Raw genomic sequence first — 26,653 nt, forward strand, 5'->3', positions numbered from 1 at the left:
CGCGCGTTGCAGGTGCGTGCGAACCCCCCGACTCGTGACGCTGCTCGCCGCCCTCCTCGTCGCCCTCCTGGTCGCACCGCCGCTGGTGGCGGCCGGACCGGCTGACGCGGGGCAGCGACCGACGGCCCGCACCGCCGAGGTGCGGGCCGTCGCCGCGACCGGCTACCGGGCGACGGTGCGGATCACGAGCCACGGCATCCCGCACGTCGTCGCCGACGACTGGGGCTCGCTCGGCTACGGCAGCGGCTACGCCATGGCACGCTCCTCGATCTGCAACCTCGCCGACACCCTGATCACCGCCCGCGGCCAGCGCTCGCGCTACCTCGGACCCGACGGCCGCTACGACGACCGGGTCTCGATGGAGGCCAGCAACCTGCAGGTCGACGCGCTGGTGCGCGACCTGCGCAACCGCAAGGTGGTCGAGGGGTTGCTCTCCTCGCCCGCCGGTCCGAGTGCGCGAGCGCGGAAGATGGTCCGCGGCTACACCGCGGGCATCAACCGATTCCTCCGTGACAACGAGGTGAGCGACCCGGCGTGCCGGGGAGCGGCCTGGATCCGGCCCGACGCGACCGAGCTCGACCTCTGGTACGGCGTCTACCTCGCCAACCTCCTGGCCTCGACCGGGGTCTTCGTCAAGGAGATCGTCGAGGCGGACCCGCCGACGCTCACCGAGCCGGGCCTGCCCGACCTCTCCGCGATCGGCCTCCCCCTGCCGACCTCCGAGCAGGAGGTCGAGGAGTTCGCGGCGAGGGTCGACCAGGAGGCACTGCGCCGCTCCCTCGGCCAGGACGGGGACTTCGGCTCCAACGCCACCGCGGTCGGCGGGGACGCCAGCTCCACCGGACGCGGCATGCTCCTGGGCAACCCCCACTTCCCGTGGGCCGGCCGCTACAAGTTCGCCCAGCAGCACCTCACCATCCCCGGCAGGTACGACGTCGCGGGCGCGTCCCTGATCGGCGCCCCGGTCGTCAACATCGGCTGGAACAAGGACGTCGCCTGGAGCCACACCGTCTCCACGGCGTACCGCTTCACGCCGTACGAGTACCTGACCGTCGGGCCGGGCACGACGTACCTGACGGCCAACGGCCTGGTGAAGAGGGCGGAGCGGCGGTTCGTCGACGTCGAGGTCCGGCGGCCCGACGGCTCGCTGGCGACCGTCCGCGAGGACCTCTACCGGGTGCCGCAGGGCTACGTCATCGACAGCCCGTCGCAGTTCATGGGCTGGAGCCCGCTGAGCTTCTGGGCGATCCGGGACGCCAACGCCGAGCACCTGCGGACCATCGACACCTTCCTCGCCATGGGTGAGGCGACCAGCGCCCGCGACCTGCTGCGGCGGCAGGACGCGGGTGGCGGCATGCCGTGGGTCAACACCACCGCGGCCGACCGCAGGGGAGAGGTGGTCTACGCCGACCACAGCGTCGTCCCCCACGTCACCGATGCGATGGCCGACCGGTGCATGACCGTGATCGGCCGGCTGCTGGACGTGGTCGCCGGACTGCCCGGCCTCAACGGCGCGCTCGCCGACGGCGCCTGCGCATGGGGGGCCGACGCGGACGCGCAGCGGCCCGGCATCCTCGGCCCGGGCCGGCTGCCCGACGTGGTGCGCCGGGACTGGGTGGTGAACGCCAACGACTCCTACTGGACGCCCAACGACGAGGTCCGCCTCGAGGGCTATCCCTCGATCATCGGCTGCGAGAGGTGCGAGCGGACCATGCGGACCCGGATGGTCACCCAGTACGTCGTCGACCGGCTCGCCGTCGGGAAGGAGACCCCGGCGACGCTGCGTGGGCACCAGCACGACAACCGGGTCCGGGCCGCCGAGGTGATGCGGGAGGACGGCAGGCTGGACGCGGTGTGCGACGCCACCGGCGAGGCCGAGGCCTGCGCCGTGCTGCGGGCGTGGGACGGCCGGTCGGACACGTCGTCGGTCGGCTACCACGTCTTCGAGGAGTTCGTGCGCCGCGCGCCGTCGGGCAACGCGCTGTGGTCGGTGCCCTTCGACGCGAACGACCCCCTGCACACGCCGCGCGGGCTGAAGACGTCGAAGCCCGTGGTGGACGCGATGCGGGCGGCGATCGACCACCTGCGGGCCGAGGGGGTGCCGTTCGACGCGTCCTGGGGCTCGCTCCAGGTGGCCGGCGACCGCGGGGCGCCCGCCTATCCGGTCGGTGGCGGAGACGGCGACCTGGCCGGCAACGCGAACGCGGTTGCGTCGCGCAAGCCGGTCGCCAACACCGACCGCTACAAGCCCATCTCCTACGGCTCCTCGCACATCCAGGCGGTCGCCTACCTGCCCGACGGCTCGGTCGACGCGCGCACCATCTTGACCTACGGGCAGTACGAGAACCCGGCGTCGCCGTGGTCGGCCGACCAGACGCTGCTCTTCTCGCAGGAGAAGTGGGTGCGGTTCGCCTGGACGCCCGCGCAGATCAGGGCGGACCTGAAGCGGACCATCGTGCTCTCCGGGTCCTGACTGGGCCTACGCTGCCCCCATGTCCGTCGAGGTGGAGCGACGCGGCGCGGTCACCGTGGTGACCCTGTCGCGCCCGGAGGTGCGCAACGCCGTCGACGCCGAGCACGCACGCGCGCTGACTGCTGCCTTCGAGGCCTTCGACGCCGACGAGGGCTCCTCGGTCGCCGTGCTGCACGGAGCGGGTGGCGTGTTCTGCGCCGGGGCGGACCTGAAGGCGGTGGCCCGCGGCGACGTCGAGGTCGGCGCGCCGGGGGAGGGCCCCGCCGGCATGGGCCCGACGCGGATGCTGCTGTCGAAGCCGGTGATCGCAGCCGTGGAGGGCTTCGCGGTCGCGGGGGGGCTCGAGCTGGCCGTGTGGTGCGACCTCCGGGTGGTCGACCCGGCAGCCAGCTTCGGCGTCTTCTGCCGGCGGTGGGGCGTGCCGCTGATCGACGGCGGCACGGTGCGGCTGCCGCGGCTGATCGGTCACTCCCATGCGCTCGACCTGATCCTGACCGGGCGGGAGGTCGGCGCCGAGGAGGCCCTCCGGATGGGGCTCGCCAACCGGGTCTCGGCACCCGGGGCGGCCCTCGCCGAGGCAGTGGCCCTGGCCGAGCAGCTGGCCGGCTTCCCGCAGATTTGCCTGCGCGAGGACCGGCTCTCCTCCTACGAGCAGCAGGGACTGCCGATCGGCGAGGCGCTCGCCGCGGAGTGGCGCCACGGGCTTCGGTCGCTCGCCGCGGATACTCTCGACGGCGCGGCGCGGTTCGCCGGCGGAGCGGGCCGGCACGGCACGTTCGACACCTGACCAGCCCGACCATCGGAGGACGACGTGGCCAAGGCCCCGGGGCGCGACCAGCGCGGACCGATGGAGCGCCTGGTGCGCATCGCCGCCGTGCTCCGTGCCAAGAGCGAGCTCGGCGTCGAGGGCGACCGGCTCGCCGAGCTCGCCGGCTTCACCGGCGAGGACCGGGCCGACCAGCTCAACCGCGAGCTGCGGCACCTCCGCCGGCAGGGGTGGCAGATCGACAACGTCGCGCCGCCGGGCGCGCCCGCCGTCTACCGGATGACGACCGTCGACAACCGGCTCCGCGTCCGGCTCACGCCGGCCCAGCAGGCAGCGCTCCGCCGAGCCGTGCTGCTGGCCGACCGCGGCGACCTCGTGGCACGGCTCGGCCTGCCCGCGTCGGCCAGGCCCACCGAGGTCGAGGCCGAGGTGCCGACCGCGGTCGCCGCCGCGCGCGACGAGGCCCTGTCGCTCGTCGTGCGCGCCGTGCGCGACCGCTGCCTGCTGACCTTCGGCTACAAGGGCACCCAGCGCGAGGTGCACCCCGAGTCGCTGCGCACCCAGAACGGCAAGTGGTACCTGCGGGGCATCGAGACCGCCGACCTGGTGCCCGACCGGCCCGCGGAGGCGACCGTGAAGCGGTTCGTGGTCGGCCGGATGACGGCCCCGGAGGCGGGGCCTCCCGGCTCGGCGCACCCCGTGCCGCAGGTGCGCCACACCGGCCTGCACCCCATGACCTGGCAGCTCGACCCGCCGGTCGCGGTCACCTTGCACACGACGGCCGACTTCGAGCCCGACGTACGCCGGTGGCTGGGCGACCCGGTGACCGTCGCGCCCGTGCGCGGCTCGGGGGGCGAGGAGGTGCTGCTGCGCTACGAGGTGACGAACCGGTCCGCACTCCGTGCCCGCCTCAACGAGCTGGGCCGGCGGGTCCGCATCGTCGGCCCCGAGGAGGTCCGCGCGGAGGTGGTCGCCGAGCTCGCCCGGGCGGCCCGCGTCGGCGACGGCGGAGGTGCCTCGTGAACGCCACCCCGCGCTACGTCGCCCGCATCGCCCGGCTGCCTCGGGTCTTCGAGCGGCTCGCGACCCACCCCGACGGGCTGTCGCTGAAGGCGCTCGCCGCGGAGTTCGACGTGCCGGCACCCGAGCTGCGCGACGACCTGATGGCCTTCTACACCGCCGACGTCGGACCTGACCTCCTGCTCGGGCTCACCCGGCCCGACGTGCTGGAGTTCCTCGGGCCGGACGGCACCGAGACCGACCCCAACGACGCCCAGGTCGTGCGGCTCGTCAGCGAGAGCCCGGCCGACGAGCTCGGCGTGGAGTACGTCGACGCCGCCGAGCTCGCGCTCGTCTACACCGCGGCGCTGGCGCTGCACGACATCGAGCCGGACAACGACGACCTCGGCGAGGCGATCGACGTGCTCACCGAGACCATGTTCGGCGAGCCGGCGGTGGTGCCCGAGACGGGCGCCTGGACCCAGCCGCTCCAGCCGCTCCAGCGTGCCCAGCGAGAGCGACGGGCCGCCCGCATCGTGTACTCCCGCGCGTGGGAGCAGGGCGTCACCGGCCGCGAGATCCACCCCTACCGGCTCGTGCAGACCCGCCGTGGCTGGGAGGTCGACGCCGGCCCGCCCGACGAGCTGGGGCGGCTGCGCACGTTCCTGCTCTCCAACGTGCGCGAGGTGGAGGTGCTCGAGGAGACCTTCGCCCTCCCCGAGGGCGTCGAGCGGATGCTCGACGAGCAGCGGCTCACGACGCGGGTCCGGGTGCTGCTGCCCCAGGGCGCCCGCTGGGCCGCCGACTTCTACGCCGAGAAGGTCACCTTCGTGGAGGACGACGAGGAGTCCGTCGTCGTCGACCTCGAGCTGCTGCCCCCGCTGGAGCGCAGGGTGGGCATGCTGCTCCTGGCCGCGGGCCCCGACGCGTTCGTCCTCGAGCCCCGCGAGCTGGAGCACGCCGGGGTCGTCCTTGCCGAGGAGCTGCTGGTCCACCACTCCGTGGCGCCGGAGTCCTGAGCCCGAGCCCTCGGGGCCGCTTGACCCTGACGCAGCGTCAACCTCCCACGATGTGCACAGAAAGCGCCGGGGCGGTGCTCGACGCCGGGGCCCGCACGGGAGGAAGGTGGAGGTGTGCTGCTCACGATCGGTCAGCTGGCGTCGTACGCCGGGGTGACGGTGCGCGCCGTCCGGCACTACCACGCCCGGGGACTCCTGCCGGAGCCGGAGCGCGACGCCTCCGGCTACCGGCGGTACGACGCGGGGTCGGTGGTGGAGCTGATCCGGATCCGGACGCTGGCCGAGGCGGGCGTGCCGCTCGCGCGGGTCGCGGAGCTCCTCGCCGCCTCACCCGAGGAGTTCGCCGCCGCCGTCGCCGAGGTCGACCGCCGGATGCGTGCGGAGGTGCGCCGGATTCAGGACAACCGCGCGCAGCTGGCACGCCTCGCCGCGGGGGACAGCCTGGCGCTGCCGCAGCCGGTCACCGGCTATCTCGACGCCCTGCGCGCGCTCGGCATCGACGAGCGGCTCGTGGGAATGGAGCGCGACGCCTGGATCCTCGTCGCGGCGCACGCGCCGGAGCACGTCGAGGAGTGGATGGTCGACAAGGTCGCCACCCTCGAGGATCCCCACGTCGTGCGCCTGTACCAGCTGCTCGGCGAGGCCCTGGACTGGACCGCCGAGGACCCGCGCCTGGAGAAGGTCGCCGACCATCTCGACGACTTGCTGACCAGGGACCTCGAGGCCCATGGCGGGACCCTGCCGGAGGCCGAGATGGACGACTCCTTCGCCGCCCTGCTCGACTCCATGATCGCCGACCACCCGGTCGGACGTCGGCTGGTCGAGCTGGTGCAGGAGCGCGGGTGGAAGGGCTGGGCCCGCATCCAGCGGGCGCCGGACGCGGCGCCGGCGACACGCCCGGTCGCGCCGGGCAGCGTGTGGCGCATGTGACAGCGGGTACCGCCTCTCCATGACGTGACCGACACGAGGGGGATGTGCGTCATGGATATCGAGAACAGCCTGCAGACGGGCTTCGACAAGTTCTTCGGGTTCCTGCCGAACCTGTTGGGCTTCCTGGTCCTGCTTGCCCTGGGCTACCTGGTGGCGAAGATCGTCCAGGTCGCCGTCCGGAAGGGCCTGGAGATGACCGGCGTCGACCGGCACCTGCAGCAGTCCAGCGCGCACGGCTACGTCGAGCGGATGGTGCCGGGGGCCCGCGTCTCCGGTGTCGTCGCGAAGGTCGCCTTCTGGTTCGTGTTCCTCTTCTTTGCCGTGGCCGCGGTGTCCGCGCTGCAGATCCCGGCGCTCACGACGTTCATGAACCAGGTGCTCGCCTACCTGCCCAACATCGTCGTCGCGATCGCCATCTTCGTCGCCGCCGCGCTCATCTCGGGGGCCGTCGCCACCGGCATCACCCGCGTCATGGGCGACACGCCCACCGGCAGGATCGCCGCGACGGTGCTGCCCGCGGTGGTGATGGTCGTGGCGTTCTTCATGATCCTCGAGCAGCTGCAGATCGCGCCCGAGATCGTGCGGATCGCGTTCGCCGCCACGATGGGTGCGCTGGCCCTGGGGCTCGCGCTCGCGTTCGGCCTGGGCGGCCGGTCCGTCGCCCAGCGGATGCTCGAGGACGCCTACGCCAAGGGTCGGGAGCACAAGGAGCAGGCGAAGTCCGACATCCGGACCGGCAAGGCGCGTGCCGAGGCCGAGGCCCACGAGGCGCAGGGACGGTACGGCGACCAGGGCAGCACGGCCGACTCCCCGGCGCCGCAGTACACCGGCGCGTCGTACACGGCGCCGACCACTCACACCGAGGGACCGGAGGCTCGTCACCAGCGGTGACGACCATCGGTCCGACAAGGAGGAAGAACCGTGGCACACGACACCCACCACGGCCGCGGCCTGAAGCCGTGGCAGCGCAACAAGCACCACCACGACGACCACCAGCACGACGAGCACTACGAGGGTCGGCGGACCGCGGCGGGCCAGCACCTGGACCCCGCGGACCGAGCGGCCATCGGTGAGCGCCACGCGCGCGACGAGTACGGCGGGGTCAACCTGGGCGCCGCGTTCTTCGGCTGGCTGGTCGCCATCGCCCTCACCGTGCTGCTCACCAGCATCGTCGGTGCCATCGCCTCGGCGATCGGCGCCAACACCGACTTCAGCCAGAACGACGTGCAGCGCGAGGCGGGCGCGATCGGACTGGGCGTCGCGATCGGGTTCGTGATCGTGATGGCGATCGCGTACTACGCCGGCGGCTACGTCGCCGGCCGGATGTCCAGGTTCGACGGCGGCAAGCAGGGCCTCGCCGTCTGGCTGATCGGCCTGGTCGTCACGCTGCTCGCCGTCGGGCTGGGCTGGGCGTTCGGCAGCCAGTACAACATCCTGGACCGCGTCTCGCTCCCGCGGTTCCCGATCCCGACCGACGCAGCCACCGTGGGAGGCATCATCACCGCGGCCGCGCTGCTGCTCGGCACCCTGCTGGCCGCGATGGCCGGCGGCAAGGTCGGCCGTCGCTACCACAGCAAGGTCGACCGGGTGGCGCGCTACTGAGGCATTCACGCCGTAGGGGGCCGGGTGCGGACGAGGTCCGCACCCGGCCCTCGTCGTACGCACGGCCGGAGCGGCCTCCGTGACGGCGGCCGAATCGTGGCGCTACAGTTCGGTCGAACGGCTCAGGACGCGGGCTGTCGGTCCCGGGCCCCAGGCCCCGGCGCCCAGGAGCCCTGTTGCAGCCCCATGGTCAGGTCCTCGTCCGGCTCGCAGACGAGAGCGTCCCCGGCCTGCTCCTCAAGTGGAGCCGCGACCGCGCGAAGGCGCTGGTCACCCACGAGGTGGACGGTCGCGTCCAGACCAGCTGGGTGCCGGCCGAGCAGCTCGTGCCCCTGCCGGACTGAGGAGCCCGGCGTCGTGACCTAGACCGGTCAGCCGTCCTTCGGCCGGTGCCGCTCGTTGGTGGTCTCGACCAGCTCCTGGGCGATGTCGCGCAGCTTGATGTTGCTGGTCGTCGAGGCCCGGACGAGGAACTGGAACGCACGGTCCTCGCCGATCTGGTAGCGCTCCATCACGATGCCCACCGCCGTGCCGATCACCTGCCGTGACGCGACGGACTCGTTCAGCTGGTGCTCGTAGCGCGCGTGCCCGAGGGCGATCGCGGCGTGGGCGGCGAACAGCTCGGCGATCTGCAGGGCGTCCGGGGCGATGCCCGCGGACCGGGTGGAGTAGAAGTTGAGACCACCGAGGGTCCCCTCGTCGGTGTAGAGCCGCAGGCCCATCTGCGAGCGCAGTCCTCGCTCGAGGGCCTGGGGGATGTAGCGGGGCCAGCGCTCCTCGGCGCGCGCATCCTCGATCAGCAGCAGCGGCTCGGAGCGGACCGAGTCGAAGCAGGGACCTTCCCGCAGCGAGTACTGGAGGTCATCGAGTTCCCACACCAGCTGACCCGTGCCGACCCGGGTCTCGATCTCACCGTTGCCGTGCACGATCGAGATGCCGACGTGCTCGAAGCCGGTCACCGTCTGCTGAGCCGCATGGACGATCGCCTCCAGCGTCTCGTCGAGCGATCGGTGGCTGTGGATCGACTTCGCGGCCTCGGTGAGTGCGGCTGCGACGTCTCGCTGCTGGTCCATTCCGCCTCCGGGCGCTCTGGGGGTGTCCAAGACAGTACTCGACCCGGCCGCCGGCGCCCCGATCCCCGGCGGTCAGCGGCCGCCGGTGGAGCGGACGACCTCCTCGGCGACGGCGCGCAGCGTCACGTCGCTGGTGGTCGCGGCGCGCACCAGGAACTCGAAGGCGCGCGCCTCGCCGAGCTGGTGGCGCTCCATGACGATCCCGACCGCAGTACCGATGACCTGGCGGGACACGACCGACTGGTTGAGGTCGTCCTCGTGGCGCGCGCGTCCGAGTGCGATCGCCGCGTGCGTGGCGAACAGCTCGGCGAGCTCCACCGCATCCTCGTCGATGCCGGTCCTGCTCGTGGAGTAGAAGTTGAGGCCACCTACGGTGCCGTCGTCGGTGTAGAGCTGCAGCCCCATCTGTGACCGGAGGCCCTTCGTGCGCGCCTTCGCCAGGTAGTTCGGCCACCGCTCCTCCGCGTCCGCGTCATGCATCAACCTGACCCCGGCCCCGCGGATCGCGTCGTAGCACGGCCCCTCGCCCAGCTTGTACTGCCAGTCGTCGAGCTCCCAGACCAGCAGCCCCGTCCCGGCAAGGGTCTCGATCTCCCCGTCGGGATGCGCGACCGAGATGCCGACGTCGTCGAAGCCGGGCACCGTCTCGACCGCCGCGCGCACGATCGCGGACAGCGTGTCCTCCACCGAGCGCGGCGCGTGGATCGTCCTCGCGGCGTCGGTCAGTGCTTCGGCGGCGTGCCCGCGTGCGTCCATCGTCGACGACCTCCTGGTTCTCTGCGACCCGGAGGTACCCGGAGGGTGCCTCACCATGCCGTCGCGCCGCACGTCGTGGCCGATCTTTACCCTCGGGTGCTCTGGCCCGTGGGTGGGCGCAGGGTGCGCTGCCGCGCGGCCGCCAGCACGCCGACGACGACGGCGAGCGCCGCCGCCACCGTCGGCACGACGAGCGCGTGCCGGTAGTCGCCCACCGCCGCGGCGGTGTCGCTCGCCGAGAGGACGATGGTGACGCCCGCCAGTCCGAGCGCACCGCCGAACTGGAAGGCGGTGTAGACGACGCCGCCGGCAGCGCCCTGCTCCGCCTCCGCGACGCCCTCCGCGGCGGCGGAGGTCAGCGGGCCGTAGACGAGGGCGAACGCGACCGCCACGAGCAGCAGGCTGGGCAGCAGGTCGGGGTAGGTCCAGTCGTCCTGCAGCCCGACAAGCCGGCCGAACGCCACGGCAGCGGCCAGCAGGCCGGCGGTCATCACCCGCACCACGCCGAAGCGGCGTACGAGAGGCGGGGTGACGATCGGTGCCACGACCAGGTCCAGGCCCATGATCGCGAAGGTGAGCCCGGCCTCGAGCGGGCTCCAGCCGCGCAGCTCCTGCAGGTAGAGGGTGACGGCGAACTGGAAGGCGAAGAAGGCGCCCATGAAGAGCAGACCGGCGACGGACGCGTAGGGCAGGAGGCCTTCGCGGAGCAGGCCGAGCCGCAGGAGGGGCGAGCGGTGCCGTGACTCGATCACCACGAACCCGGACAGCAGCACGACGGCGGCCGCCACCGGCAGCACGGCGTCCCGGATCCCGTGGCCCTCCCCGACGGTGATCACGGCGTACACGATGGCGACCATGCCCGCGGTGACGGTGAGTGCCCCACCCACGTCGGCGCCGCCGACGCCCGGTCCGGTCGGCTCGTCGGGCCGGATCAGCCACGCTCCGGCGGCGAGCAGGACGACGCCCAGCAGGGCCGGCGCGAAGAAGACCCACCGCCAGCTGACGGTGGTCAGCAACCCGCCGGCGACCATGCCGAGCACGAACCCCGCCGCGCCGACGGCGCCGTAGACGACCAGCGCCCGATCGCGGAGCGGGCCCTCGGGGAACGTGGTGGTGACGATGCTGAACCCCGCCGGGGTGAGGAAGCCGGCCGCGACGCCGGTCGCGAAGCGGGCGAGCACCAGGACCCAGTCGGCGTCGGCCACGCCGCCGACGACGGAGAACGCCACGAAGACCGCGAGGGCGAGGAGGAACACCCGCCGCCGTCCGACCAGGTCGGCGGTGCGCCCGCCCAGCAGCATGAAGCCGGCGTAGCCGAGCACGTAGGCGCTGATCACCCAGTGCGCGGACCCGGCGCTCAGCCCGACGTCGTCGGCGATCGCGGGCACGGCGACGTTCAGCATCGCGATGTCGATTCCCTCGAGGAAGAGCGCACCGCAGACGACGAGGAGGAGTCCCCACGCTCGCAGCGTCATCCGCTGTTCGGTCTGCTCCACGACGGGACTGCTGCTCACGGGCTCTCCTCGGTTATGGACGGTGAGTTGGTTACCTCTTGTAACCACCTCCCATCTTGGGGAGGATGGGGCCATGGCGGAAGTAGGCACTTCCTCGTTCCCTGGTTCCCCCGAGGTGACCGCGCCTGACGGGCGGGAGGCGGACTGCGGCTGTTCGGACCCGTTCCAGTGGGACGCGCGTCAGGACTGCGAGGTGCGCCAGATCCTCGACCGGATCGCCGACAAGTGGTCGCTGCTCGTGATCGCGCTGCTGGAGCGGCGCACCATGCGCTTCAACGAGCTGCGTCGCGAGATCGACGGCATCAGCCAGCGGATGCTCACAGTCACCCTCCGCCACCTCGAGCGCGACGGCCTGGTGCGCCGGACCGTCCACGCCGAGGTCCCGCCGCGGGTCGAGTACGAGCTCTCGCCGCTGGGCTGCACCCTGCTGGAGATCATCCAGTCACTCGTGTCGTGGACCGAGCAGCACCAGCACGAGATCGCACACGCTCGCGCCGCGTTCGACGCCCGCGTCGGGGGATGACGCCGGTGCCGGTGCCGGGCCGCCGCGTCGCCCTCACGGCCGGGTGAAGGTCAGGTGGGTGACGCCGCTCGGCGTGGACACCGCCTCGACGTCGTACCCGCCCTCCATCGCCTCGAGCCCGTCCCACAGGCGCACGCCGCGGCCGAGCACGATCGGCACCTGCACGAGGTGGATGTGGTCGACGAGGCCTGCTGCGATGAAGTCGCGCGCGACCGTGGGGCCGCCGCCGATGCGCACGTCGGCTCCGGCCGCCGCCTCCCGCGCCGCGGCGAGCGCCTCGGCCGGCGAGGCGTCGAGGAAGTGGAACGTGGTGCCGCCCTCCATCTCGATCGAGGGCCGCGGCCGGTGGGTGAGCACGAAGGTCGGCGTGTGGAACGGCGGGTTGGGTCCCCACCAGCCCGTCCAGTCGGGGTCGTCCTGCCAGCCCGGCGGGCCGAACTTGCCGGCCCCCATGATCTCGGCGCCGATGCCCTGCTCGTGCTGCTGCGCCAGGGCGGCGTCGGCGCCGGAGGTGCCGCCCTCGCGGCCCACGATCGGAGCCCCGAAGCGCGTCGCGACCAGCCACTCGTGCAGCCGGTGGCCCGCGTGGCCGAAGGGTGACTCGAGGGACTGGCCCTCCCCGGTGGCGAAGCCGTCCAGGGACAGGGAGAGGTTGTGGATCCGGGTGCGTGTCATCTGCTCGCTCGCTGCGCTCGACGGGGTGGTTCGCAGAGCGGACCCCTGCCGGCGTCGAATCTCATCGCCACTGCGACGAGAAAGGTGCCGCCGTGCGCGACGGCGGCACCTCGTCCGGGACGGTCACCGCGTCGTGCGGGACCCGTCGTCCTTCCGGCCGCCGTCGGGCTGGCCTCCGTCGGACCGGCCGCCGTCGAGCTGATCGGCCTCGTGCAGGCGGGCGTCGCGCTCCCGGCGCTCCTTGTCCACGCCGGTGCGCTTGTCGTCGGCGAGGGCCTGGAGGCGGTCCGCCTCGGCCTGAGCGCGCTCCGCATCGGCCTCGAGGCGGCGGGCCTCGGCGTCCTTGGCGGCGATCTTGGGGCTCCTCGCCGCCGCCTCCTCGCGGAGCTGGGCGGCGTGCCGGTGGTCCCACGCGCGCTTCTTCCGCCTGACCATCGCCGCGACGGCCGCGAGGACCAGGAGGGCGACCAGGAGCACCAGCCCGATCCAGACCCAGGTGCTGTTGTCGCTCGCCCACTGCTGGAGGTCTTCGAAGAACTCGGTCATGGCGGTCTCCCCCTTTCCTCGGAGGTAACCGGTGTGGGGGCCGCCATACCCGTCATACCCGCCATGCCCGCCAGGCCGCAGAGGGGGACCGACCGGTGGCCGCACCGCTCCGGCGTCGGCCGGCCGACCGACCGGCTCCGGCCGACCGGCTCCGACTGACCGGCCGCCGATCGGGCACCGCTGGTCCATGGGGGCGGAGATCGGCCGGTCGATGCGGACCGCGACGGCTGCCGTGCTGGCGTGGCTCGCCGTCATGCCGCTGGGCGGGCTGGCGGACGACTACCCGTTCTATGCGCCGCTCGGCGCCGTGGTCGCCGTGACCGCGTCGGTGATCGGCTCGGTGCGCGAGACGCTCCAGACGATCGCGGCGATGACGCTGGGCGTGGCGATCGCGGTGCTCGCCACGCCGCTGCCGCAGGTGTTCGCCCTGCTGGTGGTCGTGGGCATGGGCACGGCGGTGATGACGTCGGTGCCCGGCTTCGAGCGGCTCGGCGACGCCCGGAGCTGGGTCCCGATCACCGGTCTCTTCGTGCTCGTGCTGGGTGGTGACCACCCCTGGGACTACGCCGGGGCCTATGTCGGGCTCACCGCGCTCGGGGCGTTGGTCGGGCTGGCCGTCAACGCGCTGTGGCCGCCGCTGCCGCTGCGTGCGGAGGCGCGCGCGCTCAGCCACGTGCGTGACACGCTCGCCGACCGTCTCGACGCCGTGGCCGACAGCCTGCGGCGCGACGGGCCGCCCAGGCCGGAGGAGTGGCGGGAGCAGACCGGTGACCTCGACGTGCTCGTCGGGCGGATGCGGACAGTGGCGAGCCAGGCCGGCGACGCCCGCCGCGTCAACTGGCGGGTACGACGCTGGGCGACGTCCGCCGACCAGCGCTACCTCGAGGCGCGGGCACTGGAGCGCCTCGCGTTCCTGGTCGAGGACCTGAGCGACCTGCTCGCCGACCAGGAGCACGCCGAGCGGGAGCACGTGGCGCTCGGCCCGGAGCTGCGGCCGTTCGCCGCCGACGCCCTGGACGCCGTCGCCGACGTGCTGCGCACCGTCGAGGACGGCATCGACCTCGACGCCGTCGACCGAGCGCGGGAGACCAGCGAGGAGCTCGTCCGTGCGATGCGGCGGCTGCGCCAGGACACCGGCGACGACCTGATCACGGCCGGGGGAGTGGTGACCGCGATCGACCGGACGCTCTCCTCGCTGCGACCGCTGTGCGACGCTGCGGCGACCGGCCGCTGAGGCGGGGAAATGCTCGAGGGCCCGGTCTGTCGACCGGGCCCTCGAGGTTGGTACACCCCCTCGGACTCGAACCGAGAACCCGCTGATTAAGAGTCAGCTGCTCTGCCAATTGAGCTAGAGGTGCATGCGATGAACGCGAGGAGAGACGTTACCAGCGTAGGGCTGCACGGGCGAAATCGGGGAGCTCCGGCGATCGGCTCCCGACGCCTCGCTGGGCGGCCCTCCCGGCCGGAGCGAGGGGGCCCCGCGACCGCGACGCGGAACTGCGTGGACTAGCGCGACTCCAGCACGGCCTGAGCGGCGTTGTGGCCGCCGAGGCCGGAGACGGCCCCGCCGCGGCGGGCGCCGGAGCCGCAGAGCAGGACGGCGTCGTGCGAGGTCTGGACTCCCCAGCGCTCGGCCGGCGTCTCGAGGCGGGCCCGGTTGGGAGCCCAGGGCCACTCCAGGTGGCCGTGGAAGATGTGACCGCCGGGCATGGCGAGGTCGGCCTCGACGTCCTGCGGGATCTTCGCCTCGATGCAGGTTTGGCCGGTCTCGTCGCGCAGCAGCACCGAGTCGAGGGGCTCGTCGAGGACGGCGTCGAGCGAGGCCAGGGCGCGCCTGACGGCCTCCTCCTTCACCCCGGCGGGGTCGCTGGCGAACAGCGACGCCGGGGTGTGCAACCCGAAGTAGGTGAGCGTCTGCGTGCCCGCCGGCACGTCGCCGAGGATGGAGGGGTCGGTGAGCGAGTGGCAGTAGACCTCGCCCGGCAGCGGGTCGGGCAGCTCTCCGCGGGCAGCGGCCGCCCAGGCCGCCTCGAGCTCCGACCACGACTCCGCCAGGTGCAGCGTGCCGGCGAACGCCACGGCAGGGTCCACGCCGGAGCGCAGCCGCGGCAGCCGGGAGAGCAGCAGGTTGACCTTCAGCTGCGCCCCCTCCGGCTTCGTCGCCGGATCCTCGCCCTCGCCCAGCAGGATGCGCAGCACCCACGGCGCGACGTTGCCCAGCACGTGTCGTGCGGCGACGGTGTGCTCGCGTGCGCCGTCGTGCCAGGTGACCTCGGCGCCGTCGCCGACCACCCGGATCGCGCTGACGCCGGCACCGGTCACCAGCTCGGCCCCGGCGTCGGCCGCCGCGCGGGCCAGGGCGTCGGTCACCGCGCCCATGCCGCCGACCGGCACCCGCCACTCGCCGGTGCCGTTGCCGATGAGGTGGTAGAGGAAGCAGCGGTTCTGGACCAGGCTCGGGTCGTGCAGCGAGGCGAAGGTGCCGATGAGCGCGTCGGTGCCGACCACGCCGCGCACGAGGTCGTCGCTGAACCGACGCTCGATCGCCTCGCCGATCGGCCGGTGCACCACCTCCCGCCACACCTCGGGGTCGACGTCGCTGCTCACCTCGCTCTCGGTGGTCAACGGCTCGACCAGCGTCGGCGCGACCGCCCGGGCCAGCGCGCCGACGCCGTCGTAGAACGCCCGCCAGGCGTCGTACTCGTCGTCGGAGCCGGTCAGCTCGCGGAAGGAGGCCCGCGTCGCCTCGCTCTCGTCGCGCTCGACCAGCAGACCGAGCGGCCGCCCGTCCCGCACGACGGGGGAGTACGACGCCGTCGGGCGGCTCAGGAGCCGGAGGTCGAGGCCCAGGTCGGTCGCGATCCGCTCGGGCAGCAGCGACACGAGGTAGGAGTAGCGGGACAGCCGGGTCGGGAAGGCAGGGAACGCCTGCGCCGAGACGGCCGCCCCGCCCACGTGGTCGAGGCGCTCGAGGACGAGCACGGAGAGCCCGGCTCGGGCGAGATAGGCAGCGGCGGTCAGCCCGTTGTGGCCCGCCCCCACGACGACGACGTCGTATCGGGTCATGGGCCCGACCCTAGTCAGGTCGCGAACGCGGGCGGGGCCTCGGGCACCAGCACCACCGACGTGGGCCCGTGCTCCAGAACGGAGGTGGCGAACGCACCGCTGGCCAGGCTGTCCGGCGCACCCACGGCATGGCGCGGCGCGACGAGCAGGTCCCACTGGTCCGTGCGACCGGCGGCGACCGCGGCCGCGAGGTCGGCGGCGTCGCGCAGCACCACGGAGACCTCGGGGTAAGCCTCCGCGAGGCCGGCGACCACGTCCGACAGCAGGAGGCGCTGCTTCTCGCGCGTCCCGGCGTCGGTCTCGGCCGTGGACGGGTCGCCCATCCCGGCGCGCGCCGCGGCCGCCTCCCACAGCCGGTGCGCGACCGTCAGGGACCCGCCCCGCAGCGCCGCCTGGTCGAAGGCCACCTCGAGCACCGGCCGGGCCTCGGGCCCGTGGTCGGTGCCGACGAGCACGGCCCCCCGGTCCGGGGCGGCGCGCGGCGCGCGGCACAGCATCACCGGGCACGCGGCCTGGGCGCAGACCACGCTGGCCACCGAGCCGAGGTACATGCTCCGCAGCCCGCCGCCGCCCCGGGACCCGAGCACGACCAGCGACGCTCGCTCGGACAGGTCCACGAGCAGCCGGCGGGGATCGGCTCCTGCGGCGAGGGCCTGGATCTCGAGGGCGTCACGGCCCGACGCCGCCAGCGCCGTCGCGTCGGCCAGCACGGCGGGGAGGTGGCCGTCGTCCTCGGCGTAGCCGACGACGACGAGGCACCGGTGCTCGAGGTCGGCCTGGTGGGCGGCCCAGCGGACCGCGTGCTGGGACTGCGGACTGCCGTCGACGGCCACGACGATGCTCGCGGTCCCGATCGTGTGCTGCACGACGGCATTCTCTCGCGTCTAGACCAGTTGCGACAGCCAGGTCCCGGCGAAACCGCGATGACCCGGGGACGACACCCCTCTAGCCTCGCGGTGTGGCCCGGATCTATCGCGACGCCTGCGGCGTCCCCCATGTGCGGGCCACGTCGGCGCTCGACCTCGCCCACGGCCAGGGGGAGGCCACCGCCCGCGACCGGGTGTGGCAGCTGGAGTGGCTGCGCCTGCGGGCGCTCGCCGTCACCGGCCCGGTCCTCGGCGGCGAGCCGGCCGCGGCGTGGGACGACTTCGCGACCCGGATGCGCGTGGAGGAGACCGCTCGTCGGGCGCTGGAGGCCTGTGCGCCCGAGACGCAGGACTTCGTGGCGTCGTACGTCGACGGCGTCAACGCCGGCCTGGCCGCGACACCGTACGACGCGGTGCCGGAGCTGGTCCACCTCCGGCACCGCCCCGGGCGGTGGGAGCCCTGGACGCCGCTGGCGACCTTCCTCGCCCAGCACCTGCTCTTCGGCAGCATCAGCCTGCGCCTCTGGGAGCGCCTGGCCGCCTCCGTGCTCGGCGACGACTGGCGTCTCCTCTCCCACGAGGGGCCGATGTCGTCGGGAAGCAACGCGTGGGCGGTCGGCGGCGCGCGCACCGCCTCCGGCCTGCCGCTCCTCGGCGGTGACCCGCATCGCAACCTCGAGCAGCCTGGCGTCTACCAGCAGGTCCGGCTGGCGTGCGAGGACCCCGCGGACTCCTTCGGCGTCGTCGGGTTCTCGTTCGTCGGCGTGCCCGGCGTGCAGCACTTCGCCCATGCCGGCGAGGTCGCCTGGGCGGTCACCAACGCCGCCGCTGACTACCACGACGTGGTCGACACCGTGCCTGGCGAGCCGCTGCCCGACGACCTGCTGCCGCTGTCGGACCGGCTCGCGGTGCGGACGACGTCGTGGGTGCTCGGCGACCTGGGCTTCGACGCCCTGCTGCCGCTGCTCCGCTCCCGGTCGGTCGACGACGTCGACCGGGCCCTGGACGCGTGGGTGGAGCCGGTCAACAACGTGCTGATCGCCGATCGCGGGGGCCGGGTGCGCTACCGGCTGGCGGGGAAGGTGCCGGTGCGGTCGACGGGCGAGTGGACCGGCTGGCTGGACGACCCGCACCGGCTCGACGCCGGCCCGGAGGAGGCGATCGTCAGCGCCAACGAGCGCCGCGGCCCCGAGAGCGCCCAGGTGGGCTCGTCCTTCGCCCCGCCCTACCGGGCGGAGCGGATCCGGGAGCTGCTCGCCGGGCGCTCCGGCCTGATGCCCGCGGACTTCGCCGAGATCCACAACGACGCGCTGCTCGGGAGCGTGCCGGTGCTGGCACGGCTGGTGCCCGGTGCGTTCGACGACTTCGACGGCGTGATGGCGGCGACCTCGGCGGAAGCGGCCCGGTTCGCAGCGTGGCGCTCGGCACTGGTCCGACGCCTGGCTCGGGAGCCCGTCTTCGCCGGCCTCGCCGACCCGCCGGCCGAGCACCGCCACGGCCCGCTGTTCGACTTCGCGATGCGTCTCGAGCTGCGGCTCGGACTGGCGCTGCCGACGCTCGCCGCCGAGGCCCTGGCCGGACGGGCGCCGTACGGGATCGACCTGTTCCGGCACGCCGAGGCGGCCCTCGCCGCCATCGATCACGCCGAGCTGCCCGCGACCTGGGGCAGCACCCACGTGTCCGCACTGGCGCACGCGATCGACGGCTATGCCACCGGGATCCCCGCGGTGCCCGTGTCCGGTGACCAGGACACCGTGCGGACCATGGGGTCGGCTCCCGGGATCAGCGACGCGGCGACCCGAGGGGCGGTGGCGCGCTACGTGTGGGACCTCGCCGACCGTGAGGCAGGTGGCTGGGTGGTGCCGACCGGCGCGTCCGGACTGCCTGGGCCGTACTACGCCGACCAGCTGCAGTCGTGGGCGGAGGGTGTCCTGACGCCGATCGTCACCGACTGGGCCCTGCTGCGGGAGGAGCCGTGAGGGCCTCCGGCTGCGGACCGGTGCCGCGCAGCCGGAGCAGGCGCTACCAGGTGCGCGCCCAGACGCAGGACTCCGCGCGGCGCAGGTTCTCCACCGCCTCTGCCGACAGGGGCTCGGAGGCGTCGGTGACGACGTAGCCGAGTCGGTCCCGTGTCGAGAGGTGCTGGCCGAGCACGTTGTCGCCCGCGGCGGCGAACACCGCGTTCAGCTCCGCGAGCACCCCGGGCTCGTTGCGGTGCAGGAAGCCGAGCCGCCGGCCGGGCGTGAGCGGTGGCGGCAGCACGTCGGGGAGGTTGACCGACAGTGCGGTGCTGCCCTCCTGGGCGAACCGGGCGAGCTTCTCCGCGACGAACCAGCCGATCTCCTCCTGCGCCTCCTGCGTGGACCCACCGATGTGCGGGGTCAGGATGACGTTGTCCAGGCCCCGCAGGACCGAGTCGAACGAGTCGCCCTGGGCCTTCGGCTCGGTGGGGAACACGTCGACGGCGGCACCGGCCACGTCGCCGGACAGGATCCGGTCGCGGAGGGCGTCGTAGTCGACGACCATCCCGCGCGAGGCGTTGATGAACATCGCGCGCGGCTTCATCTGGGCGAACTCGTCGGCGCCGAAGAAGCCGGCGTTGCCGGGCCGGCCGTCGACGTGGAGGCTGACGACGTCGGCGACCTCCAGCAGCTCCTTCAGCGACCGCATCCGGCGGGCGGTGCCGTGGGCCGGCCGGTCGGCGGTGTCGTAGAACACCACGCGCATGCCGAGCGCCTCGGCGACCGTCGACAGCTGGGTGCCGATGTTGCCGTAGCCCACGATGCCCAGGGTCCGGCCCCGGACCTCGTGGCTGCCCCGGGCCGACTTGTCCCAGACCCCGTCGTGCATCCGCTGGATCTTCTCGGGCAGCCGCCGCGCCAGCGCGATGATCTCCCCGATCACCAGCTCCACGACACTGCGCGTGTTGGAGTACGGCGCGTTGAACACCCCGATGCCCCGCTCGGCGGCGGCGCCGAGGTCGACCTGGTTGGTGCCGATGCAGAAGCAGCCGATCGCCTCGAGCCTCGGCGCCTCCGCGAGGACCCGCGCCGTGACGGTCGTGTTGGAGCGGATGCCGAGCAGGTCGACCTCGGCCAACGACGCGAGCAGCTCCACCTCGGAGAGGGAGCCGGCACGCAGCTCGACCTCGTAGCCCCGGCTCTCGAGGAGCTCGACGGCCGCTGGGTGGATGTTCTCCAGGAGCAGTGCCTTCACGGTGCCACCGTACGGCCAGAGCACGGTGTCGGGTGGACCGCGTCCGTCTCCGCCGGTCACAGCTCCTTGGCGAAGAACGCCTCGGCGTAGGGGTTGTCGTTGTAGCGCTCGATGCGCCGGTAGCCGGCGCGCTCGTACATCGCGACCGCCTCGACGAGCGTGCCGTTGGTGTCGAGCACCACGCGCGAGAAGCCCTGGCTTCCGGCCAGCTGCTCGAGGTGCCGGAGCATCCGGGCGCCGAGCCCCGCGCCGCGCCAGTCGGCATGAACCCACATCCGCTTGATCTCGGCGACGCCCGGTCCGACAGCCGGTCCGCCAGCCGGTCCGACGGCCGGGAGCGGGCGGATGCCGCCATAGGCCACCGGCTCTCCGTCGGAGGTCGCCAGGACGTACGTCGCCCCCGGCTCCGGCGCATCCGGCCCGCCCGGGTCGAAGCCGCCAGGGAAGCGGGCGTCCAGCTCGTCGAAGTAGCGCTGGGTCGCCGCGCGCGCCGCCGGCTCCGCGGGGTCGACGGTCCGCAGCCGGACGGTCGCCGCCCGCACCAGCAGGTCCGCGGTCGACAGCGCCTCGGCGAGGCGCTGCTGCTGGCGCGGCGTGAGCGGCTCGACCAGGCGCGCGGCGAGCCGCTCGGAGCGGCGGTCGAGGTCGTCGTACGCCCGCTGGCCGGCCGGCGTCAGCCGGACCAGGCGCACCCGGCGGTCGGCGCTGTCGGCAGCGGTCTGCACCAGGCCCTCGCTCTCCAGCGCACGGAGCATGCGGGAGAGGTGCCCGGAGTCCAGGTCCAGCCGCTCGCGCAGGGCGCGCGCCGAGGACCCTCCCGCCGAGCCGATCTCGAAGAGCAGCCGCGAGACGGCGACGGGGCGACCGGTGCCGAGGAAGGACTCGTCGAGGACGCCGATCCGCTGCGTGTAGGTGCGGTTGAAGCGGCGCAGCGCGGCGGTCAGCATTCTCGGACCGTAGTCAGAGGATGCGCTCGCCGCAAGCGCGGTCAGTTGTCGTCGACCTCGCCGCCGCGGTCCTCCTCGCCGCCCTGGTCCTGCTCCTCGGGCGCCGTCGAGGACCGGTCGTCGACCGGGTCGTTGGTCACGTCGTTCTGGCTGTCGTCGCCGCAGCCGCCGAGGGTGAGGGCCGCCACGAGGGCGAGCCCGGCAGCCGACCAGCGCGAGCCGTTCCTGTTCCAAGTCACGCCCGTGCAGTACCCGACCAGGCCGTCGGCAGCCGCCGCGGCTCCGGGCGGACGGCAGGCGGCGCCCCACCCGGGGGACACGTCCGGATGGGGCGCCGTGGCCACTGTGGCGTACGGAGCCGGCTGGTGGTGGCTACTTCCACACCTTCACGTAGTCGACCTCCATGGTGGCGGGCAGCGGCACCCGGCCGTCGTAGAGGTTGTGTCCGCCGCCGAGCGTCTGGGTCAGGTTGATGATGAACGGCTTCCGGAAGCTTGCCGCGCCGTCGGTGTTGACCAGGCACGTCTGGCCGTTCACGAGGACGGTGAGCCTGTCCGCGGTCCACTCCAACGTGTAGGTGTGCCACTGCCCTCGCGGGGCGTAGCAGTTCCACGCCGTGTTCAGGCCCGGCACGGACCCGCCGTTGTCGTCGGCGTTGTAGTGCAGGAACGGGACGGCGAGGTCGGGGTGGGAGGAGAACGTCTCGGCGATGTCGATCTCGCCGCTGGCCGGCCACGGGGTGTCGGCGGTGTAGCGGACGTCGGGCCACAGCCAGAACGCCTCGTGCAGGCCGGGGTCGCTGGCGGCCTGCACCCTGACCCGGGCCTCGAAGCGACCGTACTGCTGTCCCCAGCGGTAGTAGGTGCTCAGCCACGCACCGGCGTAGGAGCCGCGCGTCCCGTCGGCGCGGACGGGGCACTGCGCGGTGTCGGTGGTCCGGATCGCGCTGAGCCGCAGCACCCCCGACGTGAGCGAGATCGTCTCCGGTCGGGCCAGGGCGCACAGCTCGCCCGAGCCGGGCTGGGTGATGCCCGTCCACACCTGCGGGTCGAGCGAGGACCCGGAGAAGCTCTCCGCCAGGGTGCAGCTCCAGAACCCCTTCCCCTTCGCGACCCTCGGTCCGCAGGCGTCGCCCTTCGGGCCGGCGGCCGTCGCGGGGCCGGTGAACGGGCCGGGTGCGGTCGTGGCGATGGTCGCCACGAGGCACCCGAGCAACAGGACGACAGCCGAGAGCAGGCGCTTCATCTTCCCCCCAGAGCGGCGGACGACCGTGGCCCGCCGAGGGGAGGATACTGAGGAAACCCCCGCTTCGGGAGGGAATGCCCTGGATTCGGACCGGACGCGACACCCGCCGTCGCCCGAGAGGGAGACGGCCCACCGGCTGTGGGGCGCGGTGGGCCGCCTCCCGGGGACACACCTGCCCCGTCCTTCCCCCCGGATGACGGGACAGGTCGGCGACCGGCGGAGCACCGCCCGCCGCCGGTCTGAAAGTAGAGGCTTTCAGACTCCCCGGCAACCAGCCACGCGAGCGCGCCGGCAACGGAAAAGCCCCACCTGCGTCTTCGCAGGTGGGGCACCGGGGTGAGTAACGGGACTTGAACCCGCGACATCCGCGACCACAACGCGGCGCTCTACCAGCTGAGCTATACCCACCATCGGCCTGACGGCCGGGGACGAGTGTAGTGGCTTCGCCGTCGTGATCAGGAATCGGTGTCCACGGCGGCGTCACCGAGGCCGGTGATGGACCCGCCGTGGCGCGCGGCGACCTCCTTGGCGGCGTCGGAGTCCGGGCCGGGTGGCGGCACGAAGACGGTGTCGCGGTAGTACCGCAGCTCCTCGATGCTCTCCTGGATGTCGGCCAGCGCGCGGTGGTTGCCCCGCTTGGTGGGCGCGTTGAAGTACGCCTTCGGGTACCAGCGGCGGGCGAGCTCCTTGATCGAGGAGACGTCGACGATCCGGTAGTGGAGGAAGGCGTCGAGCCGGGGCATGTCCCGGGCCACGAACCCACGGTCGGTCGCGACCGAGTTGCCGGCGAGGGGAGGGCGGCTGTCCTTCGGGCAGTGCTCGGCGAGGTAGGCCATCACCTGCTCCTCGGCCTCCTGCAGGGTCACCCCGTGCTCGAGCTGGTCGAGCAGCCCGGAGGACTCGTGCATGGTGCGGACGAGGTCGATCATCTGGTCCAGCGACTCCGGCGGCGGCTTGACGACGATGTCGACGCCGTCGCCGAGCACGTTGAGGTCGAAGTCGGTCACCAGGGCGGCCACCTCGATCAACGCGTCGTTGACGAGGTCGAGCCCCGTCATCTCGCAGTCGATCCAGACCAGTCTCTCGTTCACGAGGCTGCACCTTACGCCGTACCGCCCCCAGGACCGCCCCTCCGGAGCGGCCTCTCAGGAGCCGCTCAGCGGAGCCCACTAGCCTCGGTGGAGTGAACGGCGCGCTGGCATGGGTGGGGCTGCTCGCCCGACTGGTCACCGGCGGCGTCTGGCTCGTCGCGGGCGCGCTGAAGATCGACGACCCGGACGCGAGCGTCGCCGCCGTCCGCGCCTACGAGCTGCTGCCGTCCTCGCTCGCCGAGGTCGTCGGTCTCGCGCTGCCCGGCATCGAGGTGGCGGTCGGGCTGGCGCTGGTCCTGGGCGTGGCCACGCGGTTCGCCGGAGCCGCCTCGGCCGTGCTGTTCCTGGCCTTCATCGTCGGCATCGCCTCGGTCTGGGCGCGAGGCATCGAGATCGACTGCGGCTGCTTCGGCGGCGGTGGCGCGCAGCCGGGCGCGGCGTCGGCCTACCCGTGGGAGATCGCCCGCGACGCCGCGCTGCTGGCCGCCTCCCTGGTGCTCGTGGCGCTGCGCCGCACGGCGCTCGCCCTCGATTCCGTACTGTTCGACCGTCGGCCCCGGGACCGCGTCGCCGAGGACCTGGGCCAGGAAGAAGGAGTGATCTGATGTCGTCGAGCTCGAAGGCCACCGCGCGGGCCAGGAAGTCGGCCGAGATGCGCGCGGCCCAGCTCAAGAAGGAGCGGCAGCGGCGGCTGCTGACCATCGGCGGCGTGGTGCTGGCGATGGCGCTGGTCGTCGGCGGCATCATCGGCTACACGGTCTGGCAGCAGAACGAGAAGGAGCAGGACCTCGAGGCGGCGGCAGGCCGGGCGAGCGACTACGGCGTGGCCATCGGACCGGAGGACGCACCGCACACCGTGGTGATCTACGAGGACTTCCTCTGCCCCTACTGCGGCGAGCTCGAGGACCGGACCCGCGACGACCTGGCGGAGCTCGCCGCCGACGACAAGGTCCGGGTGGAGTACCGCCCCTTCGAGCTGCTGAGCCAGGTGGGCGACTACTCCCTGCGCTCCACCAACGCGTTCGCCGTCGTGCTCGACGCGGCAGGTCCCGAGGTCGCGAAGAGGTACCACGACCTCCTCTTCGAGCACCAGCCCCCGGAGTCGGACCCCGACTCGGTCACCGACGAGGACCTGGTCGACCTGGCGGTCGAGGCCGGCGCCGAGGAGGCCGAGGTCCGCGACGGCATCGAGAGCCTGGCCCAGCGGTCCTGGGTCGACCAGGCCACGGCCGAGGCCACGGAGGCCGGCGTGTCCGGCACGCCCACCATCCTGGTCGACGGAGAGGTCTTCAACGACGGGCGCACCGTCGACGAGCTGGCCGCGAACCTGATCGCCGCAGTGGACTGAGGAGCACGCATGGACCTGACGGACTTCATCGCCGCACTGCCCAAGGCCGAGCTCCACGTCCACCACGTCGGCTCGGCGTCGCCTCGGATCGTCGCCGAGCTGGCCGAGCGCCATCCCGGCGTCGTGCCGGCGGATCCCGCCGCCCTCCGCGACTTCTTCGCGTTCCGCGACTTCGCCCACTTCATCGAGGTCTACCTGGCCGTCGTCGACCTGGTGCGCACGCCGGAGGACGTCCGCTACCTCACCTACGAGATCGCGCGCGAGCTGGCCGTCGAGCAGTCGGTGCGGTACGCCGAGCTCACCTGCACGCCGTACACGTCGGTGCTGCCGGACACGACCGACCGGGGCATGCCGATCGAGGCCTACACCGAGGCGATCGAGGACGCCCGGGTCGCCGCCGAGCGCGACCTGGGCATCGTGCTGCGCTGGATCTACGACATCCCCGGCGAGGCGGGCGTGCCGTCCGCGGACGCGACCCTGCGCTTCGCGCTGGACCACCGGCCCGAAGGTCTGGTCGCCTTCGGACTGGGTGGACCGGAGGTCGGCGTGCCGCGCGAGCAGTTCCGCTCCCACTTCGACCAGGCCAGGGCGGCCGGCCTGCACTCCGTGCCGCATGCGGGCGAGACGACCGGTCCCGCGACCATCTGGACGTCGCTGCGCGACCTGGGTGCCGAGCGGATCGGTCACGGCACGTCGGCGGCCCAGGACCCGGAGCTGCTCGCCCACCTCGCCGAGCGGGGGATCCCGCTGGAGGTGTGCCCGTCGTCCAACGTCGCCACCCGCGCGGTGGCGTCCCTGGCGGAGCACCCGCTGCCGCAGTTCGTCGAGGCGGGCGTGGTGGTGACGATCAACTCCGACGACCCGCCGATGTTCGGCACCACGCTGAACCGGGAGTACGAGATCGCAGCCGAGCTGCTCGGTCTCGACCGGGCCGGCGTCGCCGAGCTGGCGCGCGCGGCCGTGCGCGCGTCGTTCGCCCCCGACGACGTCAGGGCGCGGCTGCTCCAGGAGATCGACGACCACGCCTGACCGGCCGCCGAGAAGGGGACGAAGGCGGACGGGGCCCCGCGGATCTCATACTTCCGCGGGGCCACTGTCCTTTGTAGGGCCGCACGTGCCCGCCGAGGCGGAGGCGCGCCGTCCGGCGGGTCAGCCGGCGTCGCGCATCGTCCGCGCGCGGGCGTAGGAGCGCTCACGCAGCCGCTCGACCCAGGTGTACTGCTGCAGGCCGGGCAGGGGGTTGAGCACCGGGTCGAAGGAGACCTGCTCCCCCTCGGGCAGCGGGTCGTCGAGGGTGAGCTCGCCGAGCGTGTGCCAGCCCTTGCCCATCGGGGCCCAGCACAGCTCGTACCCGCGCTCGTCGATCGGCCGGGCGCCGAGCACGACCGGGCCGATCGGGCTGCGGTAGGGGAGGAGGCTGGTGAGCGGCCAGTCGGGGTTCCATGACGGCATCAGCAGGTGGCGGGTCACCCGGTCCCAGCCGGTGGTGGCGAGCAGCAGGTCGCCGTACCTGGTCTGGCCCTTGCGCAGGCGGAGTGCGAGGCCGTGGATGTCGGGAATCGGGTGCGGGAGGCCGATGGCGCGGGAGACGCGGACCAGCACCTCGTCCTGGCCGGGCTGGTCGAACCACGGCACGCCGGTGTTCTCCTCGGACCCCGGGCGCACGAGTCGCCCGCTGAACATCTCCCCGTCGGGATGCAGCGGCTTCTCGCTCGGCCGGATCGCCGCGAGACCGCTGGTGATCGAGGAGAGCGCGCGTCCGGCGGCGTCGGCAGCAGTGGTGATCACGGGATTGGCCATGCCGTGCTCGGTACCCGCTGCCGACGCAGCGATAACGGTCGGCCGACGTGTGGTCGGTCAGCGCCCCCGGCAGGAGTCGAACCCGCAACCAGCCGGGTAGAAACCGGCTGCTCTATCCAATTGAGCTACGGAGGCTCGGCGCGCGCCCAGTATCCCACCGACCGACCGACGGGGAGTGGGAATATACCCGCGGGGGGT

Annotated in this window: 27 protein-coding genes and 3 tRNA genes; 14 read left to right on the forward strand and 16 right to left on the reverse strand. The window is 73.2% G+C overall.

The window, feature by feature from the left end; genetic code table 11:
- Window positions 1-34: 34 nt before the first annotated feature.
- The 8 genes from ACPOLA_RS02510 to ACPOLA_RS02545 all read left to right on the forward strand — a co-directional run bounded on the left by ACPOLA_RS02510 (window position 35) and on the right by ACPOLA_RS02545 (window position 8,133).
- Window positions 35-2,473: a penicillin acylase family protein gene (locus ACPOLA_RS02510; RefSeq protein WP_435768810.1), complete on the forward strand. Its 2,439-nt coding sequence runs from the start codon at window positions 35-37 to the stop codon at window positions 2,471-2,473.
- Between the two features lie 19 nt (window positions 2,474-2,492).
- Window positions 2,493-3,260 (forward strand): crotonase/enoyl-CoA hydratase family protein, encoded by a 768-nt coding sequence (locus tag ACPOLA_RS02515; protein ID WP_435768811.1) that lies wholly within the window; start codon window positions 2,493-2,495, stop codon window positions 3,258-3,260.
- 24 nt (window positions 3,261-3,284) lie between these two features.
- Window positions 3,285-4,262, forward strand: coding sequence for a WYL domain-containing protein (locus tag ACPOLA_RS02520; RefSeq protein ID WP_435768812.1), 978 nt, complete (start codon window positions 3,285-3,287; stop codon window positions 4,260-4,262).
- A complete protein-coding gene (locus tag ACPOLA_RS02525; protein ID WP_435768813.1) occupies window positions 4,259-5,257 on the forward strand; it encodes a helix-turn-helix transcriptional regulator in 999 nt (332 codons plus the stop codon). Before ACPOLA_RS02520 ends, ACPOLA_RS02525 begins: the two co-directional genes overlap by 4 nt.
- Before the next feature lie 114 nt (window positions 5,258-5,371).
- Window positions 5,372-6,187, forward strand: coding sequence for a MerR family transcriptional regulator (locus ACPOLA_RS02530; protein ID WP_435768814.1), 816 nt, complete (start codon window positions 5,372-5,374; stop codon window positions 6,185-6,187).
- A gap of 51 nt (window positions 6,188-6,238) precedes the next feature.
- On the forward strand, window positions 6,239-7,078 hold the full coding sequence (locus ACPOLA_RS02535; protein ID WP_435768815.1) for a mechanosensitive ion channel family protein: 840 nt from the start codon (window positions 6,239-6,241) through the stop codon (window positions 7,076-7,078).
- 30 nt (window positions 7,079-7,108) lie between these two features.
- Window positions 7,109-7,789, forward strand: a complete 681-nt coding sequence (locus ACPOLA_RS02540; RefSeq protein WP_435768816.1) for a hypothetical protein — start codon at window positions 7,109-7,111, stop codon at window positions 7,787-7,789.
- A 176-nt stretch (window positions 7,790-7,965) separates the two neighbouring features.
- Window positions 7,966-8,133, forward strand: coding sequence for a hypothetical protein (locus ACPOLA_RS02545; RefSeq protein WP_435768817.1), 168 nt, complete (start codon window positions 7,966-7,968; stop codon window positions 8,131-8,133).
- Between the two features lie 27 nt (window positions 8,134-8,160).
- Here ACPOLA_RS02545 and ACPOLA_RS02550 read toward each other — a convergent pair whose 3' ends face one another.
- The 3 genes from ACPOLA_RS02550 to ACPOLA_RS02560 form a co-directional block, all read right to left on the reverse strand.
- The gene (locus ACPOLA_RS02550) at window positions 8,161-8,862 is read right to left on the reverse strand and encodes a GAF and ANTAR domain-containing protein (protein ID WP_435768818.1); all 702 of its coding nucleotides are present in this window, start codon (window positions 8,860-8,862) and stop codon (window positions 8,161-8,163) included.
- A gap of 72 nt (window positions 8,863-8,934) precedes the next feature.
- On the reverse strand, window positions 8,935-9,618 hold the full coding sequence (locus ACPOLA_RS02555) for a GAF and ANTAR domain-containing protein (RefSeq protein WP_435768819.1): 684 nt from the start codon (window positions 9,616-9,618) through the stop codon (window positions 8,935-8,937).
- Between the two features lie 86 nt (window positions 9,619-9,704).
- On the reverse strand, window positions 9,705-11,132 hold the full coding sequence (locus ACPOLA_RS02560) for an MFS transporter (protein WP_435768820.1): 1,428 nt from the start codon (window positions 11,130-11,132) through the stop codon (window positions 9,705-9,707).
- A gap of 115 nt (window positions 11,133-11,247) precedes the next feature.
- On the opposite strand from ACPOLA_RS02560, the gene ACPOLA_RS02565 reads away from it, so the two are divergent.
- The gene (locus tag ACPOLA_RS02565) at window positions 11,248-11,655 is read left to right on the forward strand and encodes a winged helix-turn-helix transcriptional regulator (RefSeq protein WP_435768821.1); all 408 of its coding nucleotides are present in this window, start codon (window positions 11,248-11,250) and stop codon (window positions 11,653-11,655) included.
- A 33-nt stretch (window positions 11,656-11,688) separates the two neighbouring features.
- Here the strand turns inward: ACPOLA_RS02565 and ACPOLA_RS02570 are convergent, their stop codons facing one another.
- Both ACPOLA_RS02570 and ACPOLA_RS02575 read right to left on the reverse strand, forming a co-directional pair.
- On the reverse strand, window positions 11,689-12,330 hold the full coding sequence (locus ACPOLA_RS02570) for a dihydrofolate reductase family protein (RefSeq protein ID WP_435768822.1): 642 nt from the start codon (window positions 12,328-12,330) through the stop codon (window positions 11,689-11,691).
- A gap of 123 nt (window positions 12,331-12,453) precedes the next feature.
- Window positions 12,454-12,876 carry a hypothetical protein gene (locus tag ACPOLA_RS02575; protein ID WP_435768823.1) on the reverse strand — a complete coding sequence of 141 codons (423 nt, stop codon included), beginning with the start codon at window positions 12,874-12,876 and terminating at the stop codon, window positions 12,454-12,456.
- A gap of 187 nt (window positions 12,877-13,063) precedes the next feature.
- Here ACPOLA_RS02575 and ACPOLA_RS02580 point away from each other — a divergent pair, with 187 nt between their 5' ends.
- Window positions 13,064-14,110 (forward strand): FUSC family protein, encoded by a 1,047-nt coding sequence (locus ACPOLA_RS02580; protein ID WP_435768824.1) that lies wholly within the window; start codon window positions 13,064-13,066, stop codon window positions 14,108-14,110.
- Window positions 14,111-14,158: 48 nt separating this feature from the next.
- On the opposite strand, the gene ACPOLA_RS02585 is transcribed toward ACPOLA_RS02580, so the two are convergent.
- The 3 genes from ACPOLA_RS02585 to ACPOLA_RS02595 all read right to left on the reverse strand — a co-directional run bounded on the left by ACPOLA_RS02585 (window position 14,159) and on the right by ACPOLA_RS02595 (window position 16,808).
- Window positions 14,159-14,234: transfer RNA gene (locus tag ACPOLA_RS02585), tRNA-Lys, on the reverse strand.
- A gap of 148 nt (window positions 14,235-14,382) precedes the next feature.
- Window positions 14,383-15,942, reverse strand: a complete 1,560-nt coding sequence (locus tag ACPOLA_RS02590; protein WP_435768825.1) for a phytoene desaturase family protein — start codon at window positions 15,940-15,942, stop codon at window positions 14,383-14,385.
- A 14-nt stretch (window positions 15,943-15,956) separates the two neighbouring features.
- The gene (locus tag ACPOLA_RS02595; protein ID WP_435768826.1) at window positions 15,957-16,808 is read right to left on the reverse strand and encodes a universal stress protein; all 852 of its coding nucleotides are present in this window, start codon (window positions 16,806-16,808) and stop codon (window positions 15,957-15,959) included.
- A gap of 92 nt (window positions 16,809-16,900) precedes the next feature.
- Here ACPOLA_RS02595 and ACPOLA_RS02600 point away from each other — a divergent pair, with 92 nt between their 5' ends.
- Window positions 16,901-18,787: a penicillin acylase family protein gene (locus ACPOLA_RS02600; RefSeq protein WP_435768827.1), complete on the forward strand. Its 1,887-nt coding sequence runs from the start codon at window positions 16,901-16,903 to the stop codon at window positions 18,785-18,787.
- Between the two features lie 43 nt (window positions 18,788-18,830).
- On the opposite strand, the gene serA is transcribed toward ACPOLA_RS02600, so the two are convergent.
- The 6 genes from serA to orn all read right to left on the reverse strand — a co-directional run bounded on the left by serA (window position 18,831) and on the right by orn (window position 23,307).
- Window positions 18,831-20,024: a phosphoglycerate dehydrogenase gene (serA, locus tag ACPOLA_RS02605; RefSeq protein ID WP_435768828.1), complete on the reverse strand. Its 1,194-nt coding sequence runs from the start codon at window positions 20,022-20,024 to the stop codon at window positions 18,831-18,833.
- Between the two features lie 56 nt (window positions 20,025-20,080).
- Entirely contained in the window at window positions 20,081-20,971 is an 891-nt protein-coding gene (locus ACPOLA_RS02610; RefSeq protein WP_435768829.1) for a GNAT family N-acetyltransferase, read from the reverse strand.
- Between the two features lie 41 nt (window positions 20,972-21,012).
- Window positions 21,013-21,210: a hypothetical protein gene (locus tag ACPOLA_RS02615; protein WP_435768830.1), complete on the reverse strand. Its 198-nt coding sequence runs from the start codon at window positions 21,208-21,210 to the stop codon at window positions 21,013-21,015.
- A 133-nt stretch (window positions 21,211-21,343) separates the two neighbouring features.
- A complete protein-coding gene (locus ACPOLA_RS02620; protein ID WP_435768831.1) occupies window positions 21,344-22,216 on the reverse strand; it encodes a glycoside hydrolase family 16 protein in 873 nt (290 codons plus the stop codon).
- A 335-nt stretch (window positions 22,217-22,551) separates the two neighbouring features.
- Window positions 22,552-22,624: transfer RNA gene (locus ACPOLA_RS02625), tRNA-His, on the reverse strand.
- A gap of 47 nt (window positions 22,625-22,671) precedes the next feature.
- Window positions 22,672-23,307: an oligoribonuclease gene (orn, locus tag ACPOLA_RS02630; RefSeq protein WP_435768832.1), complete on the reverse strand. Its 636-nt coding sequence runs from the start codon at window positions 23,305-23,307 to the stop codon at window positions 22,672-22,674.
- A 92-nt stretch (window positions 23,308-23,399) separates the two neighbouring features.
- Between orn and ACPOLA_RS02635 the strand changes: the two genes are divergently transcribed.
- From ACPOLA_RS02635 to ACPOLA_RS02645, 3 genes are read left to right on the forward strand one after another with little or no spacing between them, the layout of a single operon-like run.
- Window positions 23,400-23,912 carry a MauE/DoxX family redox-associated membrane protein gene (locus ACPOLA_RS02635; RefSeq protein ID WP_435768833.1) on the forward strand — a complete coding sequence of 171 codons (513 nt, stop codon included), beginning with the start codon at window positions 23,400-23,402 and terminating at the stop codon, window positions 23,910-23,912.
- The gene (locus ACPOLA_RS02640; RefSeq protein ID WP_435768834.1) at window positions 23,912-24,655 is read left to right on the forward strand and encodes a DsbA family protein; all 744 of its coding nucleotides are present in this window, start codon (window positions 23,912-23,914) and stop codon (window positions 24,653-24,655) included. Before ACPOLA_RS02635 ends, ACPOLA_RS02640 begins: the two co-directional genes overlap by 1 nt.
- A 9-nt stretch (window positions 24,656-24,664) precedes the next feature.
- The gene (locus tag ACPOLA_RS02645; protein ID WP_435768835.1) at window positions 24,665-25,684 is read left to right on the forward strand and encodes an adenosine deaminase; all 1,020 of its coding nucleotides are present in this window, start codon (window positions 24,665-24,667) and stop codon (window positions 25,682-25,684) included.
- Between the two features lie 120 nt (window positions 25,685-25,804).
- Here ACPOLA_RS02645 and ACPOLA_RS02650 read toward each other — a convergent pair whose 3' ends face one another.
- A complete protein-coding gene (locus ACPOLA_RS02650; RefSeq protein WP_435768836.1) occupies window positions 25,805-26,455 on the reverse strand; it encodes a hypothetical protein in 651 nt (216 codons plus the stop codon).
- Between the two features lie 61 nt (window positions 26,456-26,516).
- A tRNA-Arg gene (locus ACPOLA_RS02655) sits at window positions 26,517-26,590 on the reverse strand.
- Window positions 26,591-26,653: the final 63 nt, after the last annotated feature.

The organism is Nocardioides proteolyticus, from assembly GCF_051280635.3.
Taxonomy (GTDB): domain Bacteria; phylum Actinomycetota; class Actinomycetes; order Propionibacteriales; family Nocardioidaceae; genus Nocardioides.

Excerpts from the sequence above, each read along its gene's own strand:
- ACPOLA_RS02515 (WP_435768811.1), top strand. The coding sequence starts at position 2,493 with ATGTCCGTCGAGGTGGAGCGACGCGGCGCGGTCACCGTGGTGACCCTG.
- ACPOLA_RS02575 (WP_435768823.1), bottom strand. The coding sequence starts at position 12,876 with ATGACCGAGTTCTTCGAAGACCTCCAGCAGTGGGCGAGCGACAACAGC.
- ACPOLA_RS02640 (WP_435768834.1), top strand. The coding sequence starts at position 23,912 with ATGTCGTCGAGCTCGAAGGCCACCGCGCGGGCCAGGAAGTCGGCCGAG.
- ACPOLA_RS02570 (WP_435768822.1), bottom strand. The coding sequence starts at position 12,330 with ATGACACGCACCCGGATCCACAACCTCTCCCTGTCCCTGGACGGCTTC.
- ACPOLA_RS02580 (WP_435768824.1), top strand. The coding sequence starts at position 13,064 with ATGGGGGCGGAGATCGGCCGGTCGATGCGGACCGCGACGGCTGCCGTG.
- ACPOLA_RS02590 (WP_435768825.1), bottom strand. The coding sequence starts at position 15,942 with ATGACCCGATACGACGTCGTCGTCGTGGGGGCGGGCCACAACGGGCTG.
- ACPOLA_RS02610 (WP_435768829.1), bottom strand. The coding sequence starts at position 20,971 with ATGCTGACCGCCGCGCTGCGCCGCTTCAACCGCACCTACACGCAGCGG.
- ACPOLA_RS02650 (WP_435768836.1), bottom strand. The coding sequence starts at position 26,455 with ATGGCCAATCCCGTGATCACCACTGCTGCCGACGCCGCCGGACGCGCG.
- ACPOLA_RS02535 (WP_435768815.1), top strand. The coding sequence starts at position 6,239 with ATGGATATCGAGAACAGCCTGCAGACGGGCTTCGACAAGTTCTTCGGG.
- ACPOLA_RS02550 (WP_435768818.1), bottom strand. The coding sequence starts at position 8,862 with ATGGACCAGCAGCGAGACGTCGCAGCCGCACTCACCGAGGCCGCGAAG.
- ACPOLA_RS02620 (WP_435768831.1), bottom strand. The coding sequence starts at position 22,216 with ATGAAGCGCCTGCTCTCGGCTGTCGTCCTGTTGCTCGGGTGCCTCGTG.
- ACPOLA_RS02645 (WP_435768835.1), top strand. The coding sequence starts at position 24,665 with ATGGACCTGACGGACTTCATCGCCGCACTGCCCAAGGCCGAGCTCCAC.
- ACPOLA_RS02555 (WP_435768819.1), bottom strand. The coding sequence starts at position 9,618 with ATGGACGCACGCGGGCACGCCGCCGAAGCACTGACCGACGCCGCGAGG.